This window comes from Mycoplasmopsis californica, assembly GCF_000695835.1.
Lineage (GTDB): Bacteria > Bacillota_I > Bacilli_A > Mycoplasmatales > Metamycoplasmataceae > Mycoplasmopsis > Mycoplasmopsis californica.
Genome location: NZ_CP007521.1, coordinates 364,350 through 386,208 on the forward strand (window position 1 = coordinate 364,350; position 21,859 = coordinate 386,208).

The 21,859-nt window shown below is 30.6% G+C and carries 18 protein-coding genes; 3 read left to right on the plus strand and 15 right to left on the minus strand.

The window, feature by feature from the left end; translation table 4 throughout:
- Positions 1 to 24 precede the first annotated feature (24 nt).
- On the plus strand, positions 25 to 1,920 hold the full coding sequence (locus tag MCFN_RS01480) for a M13-type metalloendopeptidase (RefSeq protein ID WP_038561537.1): 1,896 nt from the start codon (positions 25 to 27) through the stop codon (positions 1,918 to 1,920).
- 135 nt (positions 1,921 to 2,055) lie between these two features.
- Here the strand turns inward: MCFN_RS01480 and MCFN_RS01485 are convergent, their stop codons facing one another.
- Complete coding sequence (locus MCFN_RS01485) at positions 2,056 to 3,579, minus strand: hypothetical protein (RefSeq protein WP_038561540.1); 1,524 nt, start codon at positions 3,577 to 3,579, stop codon at positions 2,056 to 2,058.
- A gap of 261 nt (positions 3,580 to 3,840) precedes the next feature.
- Positions 3,841 to 4,653, minus strand: a complete 813-nt coding sequence (locus MCFN_RS01490) for an alpha/beta fold hydrolase (RefSeq protein WP_038561543.1) — start codon at positions 4,651 to 4,653, stop codon at positions 3,841 to 3,843.
- Positions 4,654 to 4,973: 320 nt separating this feature from the next.
- On the opposite strand from MCFN_RS01490, the gene rpsB reads away from it, so the two are divergent.
- Both rpsB and tsf read left to right on the plus strand, forming a co-directional pair.
- A complete protein-coding gene (gene rpsB, locus MCFN_RS01495; protein WP_041103121.1) occupies positions 4,974 to 5,915 on the plus strand; it encodes a 30S ribosomal protein S2 in 942 nt (313 codons plus the stop codon).
- Positions 5,915 to 6,802 carry a translation elongation factor Ts gene (tsf, locus tag MCFN_RS01500; RefSeq protein WP_187468870.1) on the plus strand — a complete coding sequence of 296 codons (888 nt, stop codon included), beginning with the start codon at positions 5,915 to 5,917 and terminating at the stop codon, positions 6,800 to 6,802. The genes rpsB and tsf overlap by 1 nt, the downstream gene beginning before the upstream one ends.
- Positions 6,803 to 7,112: 310 nt before the next feature.
- Here tsf and MCFN_RS01505 read toward each other — a convergent pair whose 3' ends face one another.
- From MCFN_RS01505 to MCFN_RS01565, 13 genes are all read right to left on the minus strand, one after another.
- Positions 7,113 to 8,123 carry an IS30 family transposase gene (locus MCFN_RS01505; RefSeq protein ID WP_038562473.1) on the minus strand — a complete coding sequence of 337 codons (1,011 nt, stop codon included), beginning with the start codon at positions 8,121 to 8,123 and terminating at the stop codon, positions 7,113 to 7,115.
- A 194-nt stretch (positions 8,124 to 8,317) separates the two neighbouring features.
- Positions 8,318 to 9,589 carry a coiled-coil domain-containing protein gene (locus tag MCFN_RS01510; RefSeq protein WP_038561549.1) on the minus strand — a complete coding sequence of 424 codons (1,272 nt, stop codon included), beginning with the start codon at positions 9,587 to 9,589 and terminating at the stop codon, positions 8,318 to 8,320.
- A 146-nt stretch (positions 9,590 to 9,735) separates the two neighbouring features.
- A complete protein-coding gene (gene holA, locus MCFN_RS01515) occupies positions 9,736 to 10,686 on the minus strand; it encodes a DNA polymerase III subunit delta (protein ID WP_038561552.1) in 951 nt (316 codons plus the stop codon).
- Positions 10,687 to 10,838: 152 nt separating this feature from the next.
- Positions 10,839 to 11,672: a DNA-binding protein WhiA gene (gene whiA, locus MCFN_RS01520; protein WP_038561555.1), complete on the minus strand. Its 834-nt coding sequence runs from the start codon at positions 11,670 to 11,672 to the stop codon at positions 10,839 to 10,841.
- Between the two features lie 2 nt (positions 11,673 to 11,674).
- Complete coding sequence (locus MCFN_RS03400) at positions 11,675 to 12,472, minus strand: thermonuclease family protein (RefSeq protein ID WP_051604557.1); 798 nt, start codon at positions 12,470 to 12,472, stop codon at positions 11,675 to 11,677.
- A 6-nt stretch (positions 12,473 to 12,478) separates the two neighbouring features.
- Entirely contained in the window at positions 12,479 to 13,909 is a 1,431-nt protein-coding gene (gene pyk / locus MCFN_RS01530) for a pyruvate kinase (RefSeq protein WP_038561558.1), read from the minus strand.
- 141 nt (positions 13,910 to 14,050) lie between these two features.
- Positions 14,051 to 15,553, minus strand: coding sequence for an MAG1430 family protein (locus tag MCFN_RS01535; RefSeq protein WP_038561561.1), 1,503 nt, complete (start codon positions 15,551 to 15,553; stop codon positions 14,051 to 14,053).
- 13 nt (positions 15,554 to 15,566) lie between these two features.
- Entirely contained in the window at positions 15,567 to 16,163 is a 597-nt protein-coding gene (yihA, locus tag MCFN_RS01540) for a ribosome biogenesis GTP-binding protein YihA/YsxC (protein ID WP_038561565.1), read from the minus strand.
- On the minus strand, positions 16,156 to 16,587 hold the full coding sequence (gene coaD, locus MCFN_RS01545) for a pantetheine-phosphate adenylyltransferase (RefSeq protein WP_038561568.1): 432 nt from the start codon (positions 16,585 to 16,587) through the stop codon (positions 16,156 to 16,158). Before coaD ends, yihA begins: the two co-directional genes overlap by 8 nt.
- Positions 16,587 to 17,774 (minus strand): acetate/propionate family kinase, encoded by a 1,188-nt coding sequence (locus tag MCFN_RS01550; protein WP_038561571.1) that lies wholly within the window; start codon positions 17,772 to 17,774, stop codon positions 16,587 to 16,589. Before MCFN_RS01550 ends, coaD begins: the two co-directional genes overlap by 1 nt.
- Entirely contained in the window at positions 17,774 to 18,760 is a 987-nt protein-coding gene (locus MCFN_RS01555; RefSeq protein WP_038561574.1) for a phosphotransacetylase, read from the minus strand. Before MCFN_RS01555 ends, MCFN_RS01550 begins: the two co-directional genes overlap by 1 nt.
- A 160-nt stretch (positions 18,761 to 18,920) precedes the next feature.
- Positions 18,921 to 21,431, minus strand: coding sequence for a hypothetical protein (locus MCFN_RS01560; RefSeq protein ID WP_038561576.1), 2,511 nt, complete (start codon positions 21,429 to 21,431; stop codon positions 18,921 to 18,923).
- On the minus strand, positions 21,409 to 21,786 hold the full coding sequence (locus MCFN_RS01565; protein WP_038561579.1) for a hypothetical protein: 378 nt from the start codon (positions 21,784 to 21,786) through the stop codon (positions 21,409 to 21,411). The genes MCFN_RS01560 and MCFN_RS01565 overlap by 23 nt, the downstream gene beginning before the upstream one ends.
- Positions 21,787 to 21,859 lie beyond the last annotated feature (73 nt).

A 21,859-nucleotide genomic window follows, 5' to 3' on the forward strand; every position in this document is an offset into this window, starting at 1 on the left:
AATCAATATATAAGGAGAATGCTAATGAAATATGAAATTAAAGATAACTTATTTCAGGCTGTAAATGCCGAATGATTAGCGGAAAATAAAATACCAGACGACAAAAGCTCTATTGGCGAATTTACTGTTTTGCACATTAAAAATGAAAGAATGATGCAAAGATTGGCAGATAAATTAGTTGAACAACTAAATAAAAATGAATTAAGTGAGCAAACCACAATTAATTTTGCGAAGTTTTATGCTTTAACAAAAAATTTTGATTCTCGTGAAGAAAAAAATATTCAGCCACTAAAACCATTTTTTGATGAAATTATAAATTTAAAGGATTTAGATGAATTAAAATCTAAATATGTGGAATATTCTCTTCGTGGATACACTTTACCAATCGATTATGGCGTTACAACTGATTTTATGGATTCTAGAATTCAAACATTACATTTTGCTATTGCTGACCACATTTTACCTGATAAATCGCACTATGACATTCCAAGAGTTAAAACCAAGTTTTTGCGTACTTATAAATCAATGGCAAAATCATTACTTATTCCATACTTGCAAGATGCACAAAAAGTTAGAAATCTAATTAATTTAGCGCTTAAATACGATAAATTAATTGCCAAATATTCATTAACATCTCTTGAAAAAGTTAAATATACCGAATTATATAAACCGTTTAAATTAGAAAAAATAGCATCAAAAACTAAAAATTTTGATTTCAACAGTGTTATTTCACAATCAATTGCAAAACCTGTAGACAAAATAATATTTAGCGATACTAAATTTGCGCGTAATATTGACAAATTATTCAATGAAAATGTTTTTGAACAAATTAAAGCATGATTAGCTATTAATTTAGTATTGAAATTTTCAAAATATCTTGATCAAAAAACAAGAAACACAGCCGAAAAATATTCGCTATCAATTAGTGGTCAATCTAAGCCAACAAATAAACGAAAACACGCTCTTCAATTAGCGCTAAGCTATTTCTCAATTCCGATCGGAACAATTCTTGCTAAAAAAATATTAGGACCAAAAAGTAAAAAAAATATTGAAAAAATGGTTGTTCATATGATTGATATCTACAAACATAAACTTCAATCTAATGAGTGATTAAGTCAGGCGACAATTGATAAGGCCATTCTAAAACTAAGTACTTTAGGCGTTCATATTGGTTATCCAAACGAGTTCAAGCCATACTATCCAGAACTTAAAGTTACTAGCGATTCAATAATTGAAAATGTCTTTGAATTCAACAAAGTTGTTGCAAAGTATAGCTTATCCCAATATAAAGAACCGGTTAATAAAAACCTATGAGGAATGGCTCCACACATTGTTAATGCATACTACAACCCATCAATGAACCATATTGTCTTTCCGGCAGGTATTTTAGCGGGAGCGTTTTATTCAAGTAAACAAAGCTCTGCTGAAAACTACGGCGGAATAGGAGCTGTAATAGCCCATGAGATTTCTCACGCTTTCGACAACAACGGTGCTAACTTTGACGAAAACGGAAATTTAAAAATGTGATGAACAGAATCGGATTTCGCTAAATTTAAAGAGCGAACAAAAGGAATGATCAATTTATTTCAAGGTGCTAAAATCGAACACGGAGCCTGCAATGGTGAATTAACAGTTTCAGAAAATATTGCCGATGCCGGGGGATTAGGTTGTGCGTTAGAAGCAGCAAAAATGGAACCTGATTATGATGCACAAAAATTCTTTATTAATTGAGCTAAAATATGAAAAGGTAAATATAAACCAGAATTAGCGGCAAGACTTTTAGAACAAGATCCTCATGCCCCTGTTGAGTTAAGAGCTAACATCCAAGCGGCCAATCGTGAAGAATTTGCCCAAGCTTTCAATATTAAAGAAGGCGATGGGATGTATATTGAGCCATCAAAACGAGTAAAAATTTGATAAATTAGTAAAACAAAAACATAGCTTAATTATATTTTTTAAGCTATGTTTTTTGTTTAATGCTTATACGAAAAATTATAGTTAATTAGTTTAAATGTCAGGAGAAAATATCGCTTTGATTCGATTAAGTCATTAACTTTATCTACGGTGATTAACCTTCTTAGAAGCAATAATTTCTTTAATTTCTTCAGTAGCTTTTCTAACTTCTTCCGTACTTGATGTAAAGGAAATTTTATCTTTAATATTTTCCACTTTTCGACGATCTTCTACATCATAAGTAAAGCCTCATCCATCCACAACTTCCTTATAATACACATACATTTCTTGCCCCGCTTTAATTCGTTCATTAATAAGGGCAATTTGTTGCTCTAGGAATAAAATTCCTTTGAAATAATTAATGTAATTTTTATCGCTTTGGATTAATTTTCCTATTTTATCTCGAATGCGTGCTGAATAACCATATTTTTCGAATGATGCAATATTTTTTTGATTGGTTAATAAAGTTACATAAATTCGTGCATAAACTTCATTTTTACTTATTAATTCGCCCATTTCATAATGTTTTGGCTCCGGAATTAAATTATCAATATTAAAGTTTTTGTTTAAAAATAAACTTACTTTTAAAGCTTGATAGCCTTTGTGAAAAACTTCTCTTGTGATATTTTGTTGCAATCCTTGATTTACTTCTTCTTCAATAGCGCTAACATTTATTTCCTTAAAGTTTTCCTTAATATGATTTAAAAGAATCAAATAATCCTCTCTAAATACTAGAGGTTCAATCCGTGCAATATAAAATAATTCCAGTTCTTTGTCAGCGAGTTTTACGTGATCATAATTTTTAAGTGGAGCATTAATTAAACGTCCTTTTATTTCTTCTAATCTAGCTAAAATTTGATCTTTGTCGACTTCCAATAGAGGATCATTAGGTTTTGCAGCAATCAAACGGGTATAAAAATCGTTAATTTGGTTATAACGTTTTCAATATGGCAGTTTAAATTCTTCAAATTTTTCTTTTTGCAGCTCATTCACATAGTTTTGGTATTGTTTGGTTTGGTGTAATGATTTCACTTTTTTAATTAAATGATTAAAATGCTTAAAGTCAATACTTTTATTACCGCGGCTTACGACAGGTTTTTTCTTATATTTTTGAATGAATTTAGCAAATTCTTGATTATTAGCTTTATCGAAAATAGCCCTAACTTTTTCAAGAAGGCCTTTCTCTAAAATTAATTTACTTTTTTCTATTTTATCTTTGGAACCGTGTTTTTTAGGTTTTTCGGTTTTTAGATGAGTTCAAGTGTCGATTTCAGGATCGTCAATATCGTTATGGTGTTCAAAAATTTTTGTTTCAATAATTTGTTGTGCATGCAATATTAAATTTTGTACGTCGCCTTCATCAGTCAATTTGTGATAAAAATCTGTGTTTTTAATTTGTTGAATTTCCTGAAGGATATCTCTTGCAACTGCTTTTTCTTTTTCTGTTGAAAAATTTTGTTGCAATTCAAGAGTTAATTCTTCAATGTATTTATCGAATTTAGTTTGATATTTTTTCCGTTGTTCTTGTTTGTTTTTAACTATTGAGCAAGCGCTAATGGCAACTATCGCTGAGATTACAGCGACGCCGCCCAGTGTTCCTAAAATTATTTTGTTTCTTTTTTTCATTTATCACTCCATATTAAATTTTATCATTTAGTCAATTCCATATAAAAAAGGTTTCATATCGTTTCAATATATTAATTATTGAAATATTGATTTATTCTATGTAGAATTAGCTATATTAAATTATTAAATTTAATATTATTTTGTGTCATCAGTGAAAAAATTATTAAAAAAACAACCAAATAATGGTTGTTAAAATCAAAAGAGCGTTTTTTAACTAAGTCTATCAGCATTTATTCATTTTTGGAAAACAGACAATGCTGGCTATTTATTTAAAAATTCGACCAATACGTTACTAAATTGATTTCAGTTATCTATTCATATGTTGTGACCAGCATCTTTAATGACAAATGGAATAATTTTTTCATTCAATTTTTTATAATGGTTATTGCAAATTTCAACATTAACTATTCCATCGTGATCTCCATTGATTAATGCACACGGAACTGCAATAGAGGCTATACCTAAATCCACCACTTCTTGATTATGTTCTTCTGGCATACGAGAACCTCATTGATATATGACATCTAATCTTCGTTGTGTCGATTCACTTTGGTAATATTGTTTCATTTGATCAGTAAGCTGTTCATTTTGCAAGATAATTTCTGGATTTTTTAAGAGTATAGGAACAAGTTTTGTATATTCTTCATATGTCCGTGGGAAAAACAAAGGTCAAAGGTGTCTGAATATTAACATTGTTCTATTCATAGGAGCGATTAAAACAACTTTATCAAGTATTTTAAATTCTTGCAAAATTGAAGCGGCCATCGAGGCGATTCCCCCGCCCATTGAATGTCCAATTAGTGTAACATTTTGCAGGTTAAATGTTTGCGCAAAATGGGCGACAATATCTTTAAAAGATTCCATATTCATTAATTCTGGAGCAATTTCACTATTTCCGTGAGATGGCATATTAATTGCGCAGATGTTATAGTCTTTAGAAAGAAGTTGGATTATCGGTTCAAAAACAATAAAATTTGAAGAAAATCCATGAATAAATAATGCAGTTTTGTGCTTATTATTATTTTGAATTAAAATTTCTATTTTGCGGTTTTTAAATGTTATGTAGTTTATCATATTAATTCCTTATCATTATTATGAGAATTATATTACAAGATAAAAACTTCAAATATTATTTGTGCTTTTTTATTCATTGAATCATATTTTTGACTAAAACTACTCTTTTTATATTGAAATAAGGAAAATTAATATAACGTAAATACATTGAAAATATTATTTGATTTTTTAAATTTTTAATTTATAATTAAAAAGAATTTTTATATTAAAATTTGATATCAAATAAAATCACTAATGCGGATTCGCTTGGGTGTGCCCCCAGAAAGGGTGCTAGGCGTTAGAAACATTAGGAAGAACAACAAACTAAAGGAATTATTACAATGACAGATACAGTCGAAAAAAAAGAAGTTGTTGCAAATGAAGCAACAACAAAAAAAGTTGATGAAAAAGCAAAAGAAGTTAAAACATCAATTGTTTCAAAAGAAAAACTACTAGAAGCAGGTGCTTATTTTGGGCACAGAGCTAGTCAATGAAACCCAAAAATGAAAGATTACCTATACCCACAACTAAAAAGAGGTATTCACATCATTAATACAGCGGTTACAACTCAAAGGCTTGAATTTGCTTACAATTTAATTAATAAATTTGTAGCTAAAAACCCACGTGCTCAATTCATTTTTGTTGGTACTAAAAAACAAGCGAAAGAGACCATTAAAGAAAATGCTATCAGAACAGGTAGTTTCTACGTTGTTGATAGATGATTGGGCGGTACTCTAACTAACTCAAGTACAATCTTCAAAAGAGTTAGTGCAATGGAAGAATTAGAAGAAAAAGCTGCAAACAACTTTGAAGGCTATGGCTATGTTAAAAAAGAAAAATTAGATCTTCAAAAAAAATTAGATAAACTACACAAAAACCTAGACGGAATTAGAAATATGCGTGGTTTGCCTACATTCATGATTGTTGCTGACCCTAATGAAGATGAAATTGCAGTTAAAGAAGCTCGTAAAAAAGGTGTTAAAGTTATTGGTATTTTGGACTCTAACTCAAACCCTGATGCAGTTGATTTTGGAATTCCTGCAAATGACGATTCAGCTAAAAGTATTAATCTAATTATTACTATTTTAGCGGATGCAATAGTTACTGCTCGTGGCGGAAAAGCTAAATACGCATATCGTCCTGATGCAGAAATTGAACTTCCTAAATATGAACCAGATCCAAAAACAATAATTAAAAGAGAACGTAGAGGTTTCTTCAAAAGAGGCGATATGTCAGCTGAAACAACAGAAACTGCTACAACAACCTCGGAAAAAGGAGAATAATTATGGCTAATCAATTAGCTCTTATTAAAGAAGTTCGTGAACGCACAGGCGGCGGAATGATTGATGTCAAAAAAGCTTTAGAGGCGTCAGAATGAGATGTTGAAAAAGCAATTATTTGATTAAAAAGCAATGGCAAAATTAAGGCCGCTAAAAAAGCAGGGCGTGTTTCTGCCGAAGGTCTTGTTGCTGTAGCATCAAAAGACAACAAAGCAATTATGCTAGAAGTTAACTCAGAAACTGATTTTGTTGCTAAAAATGAAGATTTTAGAAAATTAGTTGAAAGATTTAGCTCAATTCTTTTAAATTCTCAAGCGCAAACTGTGGAAGAATTCTTAGCTGTTAAAGAAGGTTCAGAAACTGTTGAATCAATTTTAGAAGATGCAACAGCAACAATTGGAGAAAAACTAAGTATTCGTCGTTTTGAAAGAATTCAAGCAAGCGAAGGAGAAACAATTGGTGCTTTTGCTCACGTAAATGGACAAATAGCAGCTCTTGTTAAAGTCGAAGGCTCAAATGAAGAAGTGGCAAGAAATGTAGCGATGCATACAGCTGCTATGAAACCTGAATTTATTTTTGTTGAAGAAGTCCCTGCTGAAAGAATCGAAACATTTAAAGCAGAATTTGTTAAACCCGCTAACTTTGATTCAAAACCTGCTAACATTCAAGAAAATATCATTAACGGTTCATTAAATAAAAAGTTAGCAGATATAGTTTTAGTTAAACAAGGCTTTATGATGGAAGAAAGTGTTTCAATTGAAAAATACCTATCACAACACAATTTAGAACTTATCAAAGCTGTTCGTTACGGCGTTGGTGAAGGTATAGAAAAACGTCAAGACGATTTTGCTGCTGAAGTTGAAGCACAAATGGCAAAAGCTAAGCAATAATTTAAAATATCTTGGTTTTAATCCAAGATATTCCTAAATAGTAAGTTCAAGTGCAACACATGCGCTTGGCTTTTTTATTTTAACATTTTAATGATTTTTTTCTCATTTTTTGCAAATAGTAGTTACTATAAAAGCCCCTTATGTAAGGGGTTGGGGGTTAGGAAGAAAGAAAAGCCCCTTTTCAATGGGTTTGGGGTTGCAAAAAGATAATACAACTTATGATGAAAAGCCCCTATGTAAGGGGTTTGGGGTTAGAAAATAAAGAGGCAGATTGTGTAAGTGGATAGAGCTTATGCAACATAATAAGCGACTATCATACTAGGCCGTAAAAGTTAGCCTCGATAAATAAATCATTGGCAGATTTTCAACCCAAAATTTCTCTTGGCATATCATTTATTCTTTTGGTAATTTGGTCTAATATTTCTTGCGAAATTTGATTAAAATCAAATCCTTTTTTGTATTCGCGTCTTATAAGTCCATTTCAGTGTTCGTTTGATCCTCTTTGAAAAGAGGCGTATGGCTCAGCTCTATATATTTTTATATCGAGTCATTTTGCCAAAATACCTATTTTTTCGAATTCTATGCCATTATCAATAGTTATAGTTTTTACTATTAATTGTCTTTCTAAAACGAGTTTTCTTAATGCTGCATTCACCTTCATTGGGTTTTTACTTGGTATCAAAATCGCAAAACCGACTCTGGTTTTTCTCTCTGTTAAAGTAAGAATGTTGTTATATCCAGTAGCTCTTTTCCCAACTATCATATCAGCTTCTCAATGACCATATTCTTCACGATTATCTATCGATTTAGGTCTTGTTCATATCGGGAATACATAATCAGCTGATGTTACAAGGCGACTAATTACGCTTGCATGTCTTTTTCCACCCTTTTTATATGAGGAACGCAATAAATTTGATCTTTTGATTATTCATTTATTTGTTTTGATTCAATTGAATACTGTTTTTAAGCAAGGGATTTTAATTTTAAAATTCTCTTTTATATATTTATGGGTAAGTTTTACCCCATAATATTTTTTGTCAAATTTTTTTAGAAATAATTCACTAAATTCACTATATTTACTATTCAAAAATTTAAAATAATATTTATGATAATGACGTCTTTGGGCTTTGATATCAGCATAAAATGGGGAATATTTCCCAAATTTATCTAAATTTCTTTTTATTTCTCTACTTACTGTAGATGGGTTTTTATGTAATATATTTGCAATTTTTCTTATTGATAAATTTATTTCTAAATAACTTTTAATTGCTTCTCTATCACTTTTTGTTATATGGGTATATTTTTTAATGCTATAATTCATATGAAGTTCCTGGCCAATTTGGAGCTTTTTTCTTTTTTTTATTTTAAAGAATAATCGAAACAAAAAAGTTCAAGCCCCACAATTTAATTTTACATTAATTTGTGTTGCACTTGAACTTACAATCAAGCAATATCTTGGTTTTAATCCAAGATATTTTTTAATAAAAATCACCCTTAAAGGTGATTTTATGTGGTTTAGACTTTAATTTCCTCATCATATTTCGGCGATGTCGAAAATAAGAAATCATCTGTTATTAAACTATCATCATTATCATCGTCGTCCAAGGGCTGGAATTCTTTGCTATTTTTAATTTCTGAAGGATCTAAATCACCTTCATTAAGTAAATCTCTAAGTTCGGCATCTTTTTGTAAAGTATCCATTAAATCTGGGTCACCTTTAATTACATCTAAAATTTCAGGTTTTAGCTTTATAAGGTGTTGGGTTTGCATCAATCCATTTACTTCATTAATTAGATTTTGTTGTTGCGACATTAAGTCTGCATTAGTTGATTCCAATTCCTTGATTTTTTTGTCTTTCTCACTATCTTGAATAGATGGATTTGTTTGATTTTTTAGTTGCTGTAATTCTTGTTGAAGTTTTATGTTTTCTTGTTTTAGTTGTTCTGTCTCTTTTTTTAATTGCTCAGTATCTGATTTTGTTTGCGGTGTAATTTCATCATCTTGTGGCGCGTCAGATAGATTTTGTTTATCGATTCCTTCATCAGCAAAAGCCTTTTTAAGTGCTTCGATTGCTTGCTTAACATTTTTATCTTTTTTATCTGCTAAATCTTTTAATTTAAATTCTTCTTTGAATTTTAAAAGTTTTGTTAAATCAGATTCATTAAACATCGCAAGTTTGTTTTTTATTTCATCAAGGTATTTATCACCCTCGCTTTTTAAAGTTTTAATGCCTAATTTTTGGGCAACAAGATTAATTACTTGGTTTGTTTTCTCAACTTTTTCTAGTTGATTGGTTAGTTCTTTAATTTTTGCGTACAAATTATTAATTTTTTCGTCATGCGAAATTTGCAATGGATCATCATTTTGCTCATTATTAGGTTGATTTAAACCTTCTTCACCAAATGCTTTCCTCAAGGCTTCTAGTGCCTTTTTCACTTTTTCATCACTTTTATCAGCAATATCTTTAAGATTAAATGCATTTTTAAATTTTGAAATCTTAATAAGCAGATCTTTATTTATATTTTTTAATAATTCAAGAATTTTAGATACCTTAAACACTGTTGAAGTATCTTTATCCAAGCCTAAATTTATACTAATTTCATCAATAATTTTCGCTAATTCCTCTAATTCTTTTTTATATTTATTATCGGAATTTATTGGGCTTTGGATGCCTGAATTTTGTTTTGTTAATAGCTCATTGATTGGTTTAACTTTTTCTTTTGTACTACATGATGCAGCTACAAATGGAACAACTCCTAAAGGAGCTAATAATAAAAGTTTTTTCATTGATATTCTCCAATTTTGAATAGATTATTATTTTAATTATTATTGCAAAAAAAAAAAAAAAAACAAAACGATTTCTTGCAAAAAAAGCTAAATTTAAAATTGTTTAATGATAAACTTGCAATTTTTGTTTTGTGTGAAATTGTCTATTAATTAAAAAATCTTATAAGGATATTTTCAAAACCTAAAACCTCATCGGTTTTACCTTCTTTGATTTCTTGGTCTAGTTCAGCTAAAGCCAGTATTAATGCCTGCACTTTCTTGATGCCTAATATATTTAGAAGTGAATAAACTTTTTTGACACGATATGGATTTAATTTAAGCGATTTTGCAACATCATCTATTGTGTATTTTGCACACATAAAAAGGAAAATTTGATCAGCTAAAATCAGCTGTTGACTTAACTGCGAAATTAGAGAAGTTATTTCAATTGCTTCATTAATTTTTTCCTTATATTTACGCCAAATGATATCAAATGAGTTGGTCTCTAATGAGTTTGAAAAGCCGAATGTATCCTCTACATAAACATTAGAAACGTTATTTTCAACCAAATCGGCAGTTATTTTTGAATTTAGGTGTGCTAGTTTGGTAATCTCATGCTGAATTAAATATAAGTTGTTAGGTAATTTACGATTTAGGGCATTTATGGCTAAATTATCTATATGCGCTCCTGATTGCATTGCAATTTGTTGTATTTCTTGATTTAATTCAAAGCCGTTCAGCGTATTCGCAAATAATAAGGTTGGACTTAAAGAATTTAATGAGTTGGTAAAAAAATTAGTATAAATTTTATCTTTTGAGACTAAATTATTGATAAATACAATGATATCTTGGTCATTAATTAAAATCTGATTTAAAAGGTCTTGGGCGCTATTTTGCTCATTTTTACTGATTTTAGTCTCTAAATAAGGACAATCATATATACAAATAATCCGTTGCTCGCCAAAAAGTGAATGTGAGGCAATTGTTTCGACTATATTATTTAAATCAGTAATTTCATTTCAATAAAAATTATGAACCTGTGCGTACTCATTGGCTTTAATTATGTTTGTGATATATTTATTAATAAAATATTTTTCTTGACCATAGATTATAAACATAATTTTATTATACTTTACCTGTCCATTGTTAGATTGAAAATTCAATATTAATTGTGTAGAATTTAAAGCATATTTAAATTAGTGCGGATTGCGGCATTATTAAAGTAATTCATCTTAAATAAAAACCACAACTTAGCGTGGTTTTAGATCGATTAAATGGCATTTTTTTTAACAATTTTAGCTAGTTTTATAAGTCAATGATTAAGACCGGATTTTGAAATCTCTATTCCGGATTGAGATAAAATATTTGCATACGAATTTAAACTTTCTTCTGGATTAGAATGCATTAAATTATAAAAAGCGATCTGATTTGGGTTAAAGTGGTGCTGTAAATTGTTCGCGATCATTATTTCAATGTTTTTAATATGTTTTTGATTGCTTTCGACTACTTTTTTAATATTTGCAACATCAACGTTGTTAATTCTATTCATTGAATTGTCAAAATCACGTTGAATTCTTGAATCCTCGAATAAAAACATTGAATCAATTGCTGTAATAGCTTTCAAAAAATCTGATATCTTTTCATGTTTTTTAATATAAATTAAATATCTGTTTTGATGTTTTATCTTTTGAAAGCCAAAATCATATTCATTAAGTTTGGATTGAAATAAATCAATATATTTTTCATAACGGGAGCTAATTTGCAAGTGGTATGATGACTTATCTAAATTAGAAATTGATCCCGATGCTACGAAGACGCCGGCAAAAAATGCCCATGGACTAAATATTATTTCCTTTAAATCAACAAGGCCATTTCTTATTTTTATTAAATTTCCATCAAAATCAAAATCGATTTTAACTGATGCCAACAAGTCTAAAATATAATTTTGTACTTCCGAAGCAGTAATTTTCAGCAATATATACTCACCAATGTTACCTCCAGCAAATATAAAACCTCTTAAAAAATCGCTAATTTCTTGTCTAGTTTTTTTCTTTGCGAGAAGCTCTTGTTTAATTTTTTGAGTAAAATTCTCTTTAAATCGCATTTTTAATTAGGGTTTGGATAGATTTCTGCAAGATTTGCATTATCGCTATAAATCCCAGCTTTTTTCTCTCGTGCTTCTTGCTCAGATGCTTTTAACTGGTAATAATACATGGTATTAGGCGTGTAATATTGTGATCGTTCAGACAGGCTAATATATTTAACAAGCGCAAATCCTAAACGAATTAATTCAGCATTCAAATTAATGTATTTACTTTTGTTATCTTTATCCTTGTATTCGATATAAACAATCCCGATAATACGACCATATGTACCGCTGACATCAGCAAAATAACCCTTTCCACCCCTAGTTTTCTGTGGAACTATATAAATTTTAGAAACACTTTCTTCATTTAGCATTTTTTGGGTAAATTCAGTAGCTTTTAAAGCGTATTCTCGTTGTTGCCCAACAGTTTCTTGTTTTAAATTATAATTTCTTTTTTCGGGGGTATCTACACCTGAAAAACGAACTGGTAGCCTCCTGTTAATACCCAAAAATATAAAATCCACTGTATCGCCATCACGAACACTATGTTTTTTATCAACTTCATATGCAAAATTTGGTTTTAAAGTATCGATATTATTTGCGATGGTGTATGGTAACTTATCTTCGAACTTGATTTTTTGTTCGATAAAATAATTGCTTTTATTTTTTGTTTTACCTTGAACTTTTGTTTCTTTTTCTTGTTTTTGCTCTTGTTCTGGATTAGATTCCCTTGAAGATGAACAACTCGCGGCCAAGATTAGTGGAGCTGATAGTGCGGGTAAAATAATTGAAAATAATTTATTTTTTTTAAAATTCATAGTTAACTAAACCTTTTTTAATTCAATTTTGCCCTCGTGGACAAACAAGAATTCATCGCCTTGGTTTAGGTCTAATTTATCAATTATTTCAGTAATTTTTTCAGTACTTACACTGATTTTTTTAAATAAATCAGCAGTGTTATAAGGTATTTTTACACCTGAGGTTAGACCGAATTTAGTTGCTTTTTCATCGTTATCGATAACACCGATGAACAATGTATTTAATCTAAAATTTGATAGTTTTTGTAAAATTTGCGGATTATTTGTAACTATAATGGCGTATTTATAAGCCCCGCCAGCAGTAGCTTTAACAATTTCTTCAATTAATGAAGCATCTTTTGCAGATTTATCTAAATTAGCTAATAAATATTCAATATTTTGGCTATATTTAACACTGTTGTAGAAATCGTTTTCGGCTTTAAGATTAATTGTACGCATAACTTCAACAGCTCTAACAGGGTATTTGCCAGCCGCGGTTTCATTAGAAAGCATTGTTGAATCAGCGCCTGAATTAGTTGCTCAATAAACATCGCTAACTTCAGCTCTAGTTGGTTGTGGGTTGTTTTCTAATGAATCAAGCATTTGCGTAGCTACTATAACAACTTTATTTACCTGACGGCATTTTGCAATTATTTGAGTTTGTCAATAAGGCACTTCATAATAAGGTATTTCTAGTCCTAAATCGCCACGGGCAATCATAATACCATCACTGGCTTCAATAATTTCGTCGATATTATTGATTGCAAATTGGCTTTCGATTTTTGAGATGATTTGTATGTTGTTTCCGCCGTGCGAATTTAGTAATTTTCTCAGCTCTACAACGTTTTTAGCACTATTAACAAATGAAGCGGCAACGTAATCTACGCCATACTCAGCCCCAAAAATCACGTCGTTAATATCTTTTTCGCTCATAAACGGTAGTGAAAAATCAACATTAGGTAAATTAATTCGTTTGTTTGTTTTTAAAATATGGGTGTTAGCTGTGACAACTTTAATTTCACCAGGGTGAACCTCAGTAACAGTTGATGTTAATTTACCATCATCAAATAATACTTTATCACCCACTTTTAAGTCTTTGCTCATGTCATATGGAACGGTAACTTGTTTTTCGTTGCCAATGATTGTTGCAAATGCTTCAGGAGTTGTTAATATTTTTAATTCTTGACTTTGTTTGATTTCAACAGCTCCATCACGCATTTGACCCACTCTAATCTCTGGACCTTTTGTATCAAGCATCAAAGAAATGTTAACGCCTAACTCTTTAGCTGCTTGCTTAGCAATTTCGAATTTTTGTTTTTGTTCTTCAATTGAACCATGGCTAAAATTAGCTCTAATTACTGTTGCTCCTGCACCAATAATTTGTTTCATTATCTCCAAATTTGAGCTTGCTGGACCCATTGTAATTGTTAATTTTTGCTTATGATTATCTAATTTCATATCTACTCCTACGTGGAAAATATCTTATATTTATATAATATTCCAATATTAATATTTATTACTTAATATTAATATATTAATTATTAATTAGTGGAATGTTTTCCTTAAAAAAATCTCAGTTTAAACTGAGACTTAATTAAATTAATTTGTTTTAAAACCGCCTAAAATAAATGTTCCGTAGAATTTGTTTATACCGTTTTGAGCATTAATGTCTTTAGCACTTAATGAATATGCGAAAGTAATTTTGTCAGCTTGTTGAGATCCGACGTACGGAGAAGCAGTGGTTTTTTTGTTTAAAAGGCTATTTAAACTAGTATCAAAAGCGAGTGTATAATTATTTAAATTTTGCTCAGAACTACTCAAATCTGTGTATATTAGTAATTTTTTTAATTCATTTATTTCTTTAAATTGTAAATTTAGCTCATCGAAATAACCATGCGATGAATTCGGCTGTGAACTAGAGTGATTTTGTGTAAATTTCAGTGCTGTTGTGCCAATTTGGGAAAAATTAGCAATATTGATATTTGTTTTCGGCTTAACTTCGACCATTTCTTTGGCAATAGCTTTTAATTTAAAGAAATTAAAATGTATTTTTTGTGATTGAACCTCATCAATTGGAAATGTAGAGGTTTGAAAGAGATTAAGATTTGAAGCTTTTGCAACTTGACGCTTAATTGAATAATACATTATTAATTTTGATTTATCATCAGCAGACTTAGAAAATCAAATAGGTTTTTCTCAGTCAATTATTAAAAGTGGATTATTTAAATTAGGAGAAGTTATTGATAAAAACTTTTTAACAATTTCATTTTGTTTTTGGATCAACTCTTTAGTGCTTCCTTGCTCCAAGGTTGTTGAAGGCAAAATTTTGTTGTCAATTAAATCGCTAACTGAATTTAAAGGAATTTTGATGCTGTTTTCTTCATAATAACCCTTATGCAACGCTTCTCTAAGATTAGATGTTTCAGCTATAGGAAAAGTGCTGATAATTGAGGAATCTTTGCTAATTTTTGAACGCAATAATTCATTCTGGTCGTTAACATTCAACTTCTTAAATCCGTTTAGTCTAAATTCTATGCGTTTTCAACTATCAATTCGTTCGCGCGATGAAATAGACTTAGCTAGAAGATCTTTTTCCTTTTTATTAGCAGGTTTTTTATTTTCCAATAACACTTGTAAATATAAGGCACCTTCTAAATCATTAGCGTATGAATGGTAATAAATATTGTGAGTTTCTTTTAAAAAATCAATAGGATTGCCGTTTTTTCGATTAACTAGAGTAAATAAGGGGTCTTGTTTTCTTTTGTAATCTTCATCACTAGCTGTTTTATAGTCAAAACTAAGCTCTAAATTATAAGGTCAAAATTGTTTATGAAGCGACGTAGTATTTTTTAACTCAGGTTGAGCAATTGCGCCGTTGGCGTTTGTTCGAGAGTCGTAATAAGAAGCGAACGTAAACTCTGAAGCATAGTGATTTTGCGGATTTTTTAAACCCTTCCCGAAGTTAAACTGATAATTGCCGATCTCTATCTCAGCTGATTTTTGTGGCTGGGTATGCTTGCTTACAAGCGCGATTGTAACTACGGTCGCGCCAGACAATCCAATTGTTAACGTGGTTGCTAATAATGTTTTTTTAAGCTTCATACTACTTCTCCTACTAGTGTGTTTTATTTGGATATAAAATCAGGTTGATAAAATTAATTAATTCATCTAAATTTGTTTTTTTCTGCGCCGAAACTAAAAAAGCTTCTGTATTTTCATCAATAATGTTAAACTCAATTAATTTATTGTGGTTCTTAATTAAAGTTGATTTTTCTTTTTGGTTCAACTTATCCAATTTTGTGTAAATTAGTGAAAAATTGAATGATAAAGACTGAATGAAACTCAATATATTGCGGTCTATTGCTGTGACGCCAGTGCGTGAATCGATAAGGATGAAAATATGTTTAGGGTTGGGGTCTTTTGCCAAGTATTGCTTAATTGATTGCATCATCTCATTTTGCTGAGTTTTTGACATTTGAGCATAGCCATAACCCGGTAAATCGACGATATATTTGTTATTGTTATCGGCGAAAAAGTTTATTAATTGTGTTCGCCCAGGGGTTTTTGAGACAAAAGCAATTTTTTGCCCGACTAAAGCGTTGAGTAAACTCGACTTCCCGACATTTGAGCGACCCCAAAAAACAATTTGCGGATTACCTTTTGTGTCGTGCCAAGTGGAGGGGTGTAAACAACTTGTTATAAATTTAAACATTATTTTTATCCAATGCCTTTTTATGACGAATTAAAGTAGAAGAAATCCCAATCATTTCATAATCAGGAATGATTAAAATTGTTTCTAAATCTGGATTAACCTGATGATTACCGGCGGCGATGTCTAATTCTAGTTCGTAATCAATATTATTGCGGGCTGAACGAATTAGAAAGTTTACATTATGTTGCTTAGCAATATTGCCAATTAACTCATTTTCATTTTTTATAACAGTGATTTTGGTGTTATTTGCATACATTGCTTTAATTTCTTCATATCGTTGATGAAGGTTTGAAAGGTTATTTTTATCAGGGTTATTTGATACAACTATAATTAGATGTTCAACTAATTTTAAGGCTTTTATAATTACTGCTTTATGCCCTGAATGTAGAGGGTCAAAAGATCCTGCGTAAATAGCTTTTTTCATTATTTAAATAGTTTTAGAGCGTTTTGAGCAATTAAAAGTTCTTCGTTTGTTCTAACTACGTAAACTTTAATTTCGCTTTCAGGAGTAGAAATCAATTCATAATCAGCAATTTTGCCATAGTTTTTGTCTGAATTAATTTCAATATTAGCAAATTTTAATTTACTAATAACATCACGACGTAAATCAGGAGCATTTTCACCAACGCCGGCAGTGAAAACGATTGCATCTAATTTACCTACTTTATTTGCATAATTAGCAATGAAGTCAACGATTTTTTGCACATATAAATCTCAGGCAAAAATTGCACGTTTATTATTTTCAGCAATACCTTTTTCAATATCGCGCATATCGCTTGAAATTCCAGAAACACCAAGCAATCCTGATTTTTTATTTAGAGCTGAGGTTACTTCTGAAACGCTTAGGCCACTACGTGAGCATACAAATTCAATAATCGCAGGGTCAACATCTCCTGAACGAGTACCCATCATTATTCCGGCTAGTGGTGTTAGACCCATAGTTGTATCAATAGATTTTGAATCCTTAATAGCACAAATACTTGCACCGTTACCTACGTGAGCATTAACGATATTAACTGTGTCTTTACCCAATATTTCTTGCATTTTTTCAGTGATGAATTGGTGAGAAATTCCATGAAAACCAAAACGGCGAATACCATATTCTTCAGTTCACTCCATTGGGATAGGATAAACTGCATTAACATCCGGAATACTTGTGTGGAAGCTTGTGTCAAATTCTGCAGCTAATTTAGCTTTTGGTAAAACATTTCTAAAAGCATTAATAGCTTGCAAAGCCCCAGGATTGTGAAGTGGTGCATAATCTGAACATTTTTCTATTACGCCAATAACCTCATCATTGATTTCAGCGGTCTTAGTGAAAAATGTTCCACCATGAACAACTCTGAAACCGATTACATCGATATCCTCAACATTTTCAATTAGCTTAATTTCAGCCATTAAGTCTAAAATCGCTTCCGCAGCGACTGTGTGGTTTGGCATATCAATGTTTTTTACGTGTTTTTTATCATTTTCTTTAATTGTGATAATTCCATCATTTAGCGTAATTCTTTCGGCTAAACCACTTGCAATTACACTTAAATCACTTTTTTCAAATAATTGTAGCTTAATTGATGAGCTACCTGCATTTATAACTAATAATTTTTTACTCATTATTTCACTCCTTCACTTTGAATCATTGTGATTAAAACGGTATTAACTACGTCATTAACCTTAGCTCCCCGTGATAAATCATTTACGGGTTTATTTGTACCAACAATGATTGGACCAATAGCTCCATAACCCGCTAGTCTTTGAACCAATTTATATCCAATGTTTCCAGCCTCTAAATTAGGAAAAATCAATGTATTAGCTGGTTCATTAAATGAATCTAGAGGGTATTTAGCTTTTCTAACTCCTAAATCTATTGCTGCATCTAATTGAACTTCTCCAATTGCCTTAGTTCCTTCATATTTAGCATTAAAGTCAATAGTTGCATTATGAACCATTTCGGTTTCAGGTGTTTTTGCACTAAAGTTAGTTGAAAAACTTAAAAATGCAACTTTTGGGTCAATATTAAAACCTTTAACAAAACGCGCTGCGTTGATTCCGATATCGGTTAAACCAGCTTGGTCAGGTTTTGGATTGACAGAAATATCGCTAAAGAATATTGTGTCATCTCCCTTGTGCATAATCATTACAGAGCTAATTGTTTTAATACCCTTAGCTGAACCTATAACTTTAAAAGCTGCTCGCAACATATCTGCTGTTGAGTAAATTAAACCACCTACAACGCCGTCCACTTCACCATTTTGTAAAAGCATCATTGCATAAAAAGGTCTTTGTTCAATTGCTTTTTGACAAACTTCTAATGTATCTTTATTTTCTTTACCTTTAGCTTGTGCCGCTGCTTCGCGTTGCTCAAACATTAGCTGAGCAAGTTGAGCTTTTTTATCTGCATCAGCGTGAATGTTGATTACAGTTGCTTTTGTATTGATTGTCATGTCTTTTTCAGTCAATAAAATTACTTCACAATTTTGATATTGTTCAAGAATTTTCGATGCTTCAATAGCACGATCGTCATCACCATCAACGATTACAATTCTTTTTTTAGTCCCAATATTATTAACTGTCTTTTGAATTAATGATGTAAATTCCATCTTAGTTCCCCTTATATTATTAAATATAAAAAATATTTTACAACATATCGATTTTTTAAGACAAAAAATGCCAAAAATTATGGCATTTTGTGAATTTTGGAGCTAAAGCTATTTTAAGATAGTAAGGTAAACTGAATTATGCTAATTAGAAAAACTACATTTATTTTTTAAATTGAATTACAACTTTAATTTCTTCAGACAATGTTTTTAAATCCTCTTTTAAAGGAGTTTTAAATTTAAAGGTAATAGTTTTCTTGGAATCGTCTTTTTCCCAGTCGATATATTGTACTTTTGTATTTGCCGTTTGACTTGAAGATGAATAAATAGAAACCTGTTTGTCTTTTTCTTTGCTTGTTCTAAAGTGCGTTTTTGCCTCATCGCTCAAGTTGATAAATTCATTTAATTTATTTTTTTTCGAATCACTTTTATTTTTTCCGAAATGAATTGAACCTGAATAAATGTAAAAATGATACTCAGGATGCTCTTTTAATTGAAATTTATCTACAAATGTTTGATATTTCGCATCATCAGGAACGCTAAAAACATTGTTTTGATCAACTATTCGTTTAATATCGGGATATAAATATTTTTCATACAAATTACTCTGGTTCTGTTTTGGATTTTTATCTTTCATTTGGTCCCTAGAATCATTAACGTTAGGTACGGGAACATCACTTTTTTCAGCCTCCGAATCACTTTCTATTTTTTTCGCGTTTTCTGTTTTAGGGTTATCACTATTTGAGCTCGATTCTGTATTGTTATCCGGTTGTTTTTTATTTTTTGAACCTTGATTTTCTCTTTCGCCAGAATCTTTTTTAGGTTCTGTTAAATTTGGATCTTTTAACTCTCCGGATTGATGTTTATCTTCGTCTTTTGAAATGTTTGCTTCGGGATTCCTATTATCTGGTTGAACACCTCTATGTCCTTCATCGGTTTTTAAATTTTCTTCATTATTCAATTCATTGTCTCAATCGCTAAATAATTTTAATATTTCACCAATTGATTTTTCGTAATCAGATTGCTTGGACACACTTGGAATTTGTTGAACAACATTTTCCATTTTTTTGTGGAATTCTTCAAAAATTTTACGTTCTTCTCCATCTTCTATTTCCGACATTGATTTATTAAATTCTTGAACAAATTCAACTATTTTTGATCAATCTTTTTTTGAGTCTTCCTCATTGCTATGTTTTTGAGTGAAGCCGGTAATGTTTTCTTGCTCTTTCATTAACTCCGCAATATCTTTATTATCTTCGTGCTCTCGCCCCTCCTGATGTTGCGGGTTTAATTTTTCTGGTTCATTTTGCGAATTTAAACCACTATTGATTGGCGGGTTATCTCGTTTAGGAGAGGAATGCTCTACCTCTGGTTCCTTTTTTAGTTTATTTTCGTCACTTTGATTTGACGGTTGGTCTGATTGTTTTTTTGTAGATTCCTGGTTTTTTGGTTCGTTTATACTTATTTTTTGCTCGAACTTTTCTGATAAAGTACCATCTTTTTTAACAAGATAATAAACCAAGGTAACTGAGTTTTCTTCTGGATTTCCCTCTAAATAAATTCCATGTTTATTTCCGCCCTTACCTGCATCAATAGTTTTATTTTTTCCAGGATGTGTAATAATTTTATCGGCAACGCTAGATAATGAATCGATTAATGAAAGCCCGTGTTGCTTTTTGTTTGGGTCTTTGTTAAATTTACTTGCTACAAAACTAATCTTTTTATCTTGAATTTTTAGTCGATTATTTGTATCTTTCGAAGCTGCAATTAAATTATCTAAATGTTCTTTTTTTTCATCAAATTTAAATATTTTTCCGCCAGTTTCTTTTGCAACTTTGAATAGTGTTGGATTTTTATATAATTCAGCTTCATTTTTTTCAAGAGGTTTTTCTGGTGATGCTAAATTATTTTTATCATTATCTTTTTTTGGTTCTTTGCTACTTTGGTTGCTTTGAGCATCTGATTGAGGTTTACTTGGTTGACTTTGAGTATTTGATTCCGTATTCCCTTGTTTTCCTTGACCGCCTTCGCCTTGAACATCGGGTTTTGCGCTTTCTAGAGTGGCGTCTGGAGTATAAATCAATTCTCTTCTTTTTTCTCCAACGGTTCCATCCTTTTTAACTAATCTAAATTCTGCATAAACCTTGTCATCTTCAAAAATTAAATTTATTCCTTTTAATCTACTTCTTTTATTTGGTCCTGGTTTACCAAATTCTATTTCGGCAGGTGCAATATAAGATACATTTCCATGAGTAAGAGTTTTTAGTTGGATGTCAGAATTTACATTTAACCCTGTTTTTTTATCTTGACCATTTATATATTGAACTATAATCCCTGATGACTTTTCAGATTTTTTATCATAGTTCTTTGTTATTTTAATTCTATTTTTTGATTTGGCTTGGTCTATTATTTTCGTAATATTAGTTCCTGATTGATCAAATGTAAATATTTTTTTGTTTTCATTTAAATAATTAAATAAATCAGGATCACTAAAATCTTTTAACTGATCCTTAGGTTCGGATGCAGATTGTTTGTTGCTTTGATTGTTATGTCCTAAATCTTTGTCAGGCGCTTGAGGTGCAGGGGTTGTATCTTTTTCTATTTCCCCGTTTTGAGGGTCTTTATCAGTATTTTCTATTTTTTCCGGTTCTTTAGTAAGGGGGGGGCGAAACAAGTTCGCTATTAGCTTTATCAGCTATTTTGAATCCTTCAACTGATTTTTGCATATTAGCAAATACAACTTTGCCAGATTTATCTTTAACATCTAGTATAACCAAAACTGCACCAGGTTTATTGTTTGCTGGTGTAACCGTTTTAATTTCTGGTGTGTAATTTTTGTCGCTTGATTTTGTCAAAATATCGCTAGGCTCAACATCTTTTGCTTCTTTGACAAAAGATTCTTCTTTGACACTTATCGAAATAATTTTTTCATAATCTATTTCTTCCTTTGCACACGAAATTACAGTTAGTGGAATTGATACCACAGATGTAAGTGCTAAGGATAAGAAACCTAATTTTCTTTTACTCATTTTTTACCTTTTTTATTTTGCTATCTTAATTTTTTATTTGTTTGTATTTTACCATTTTAAATTGTTAGATTAA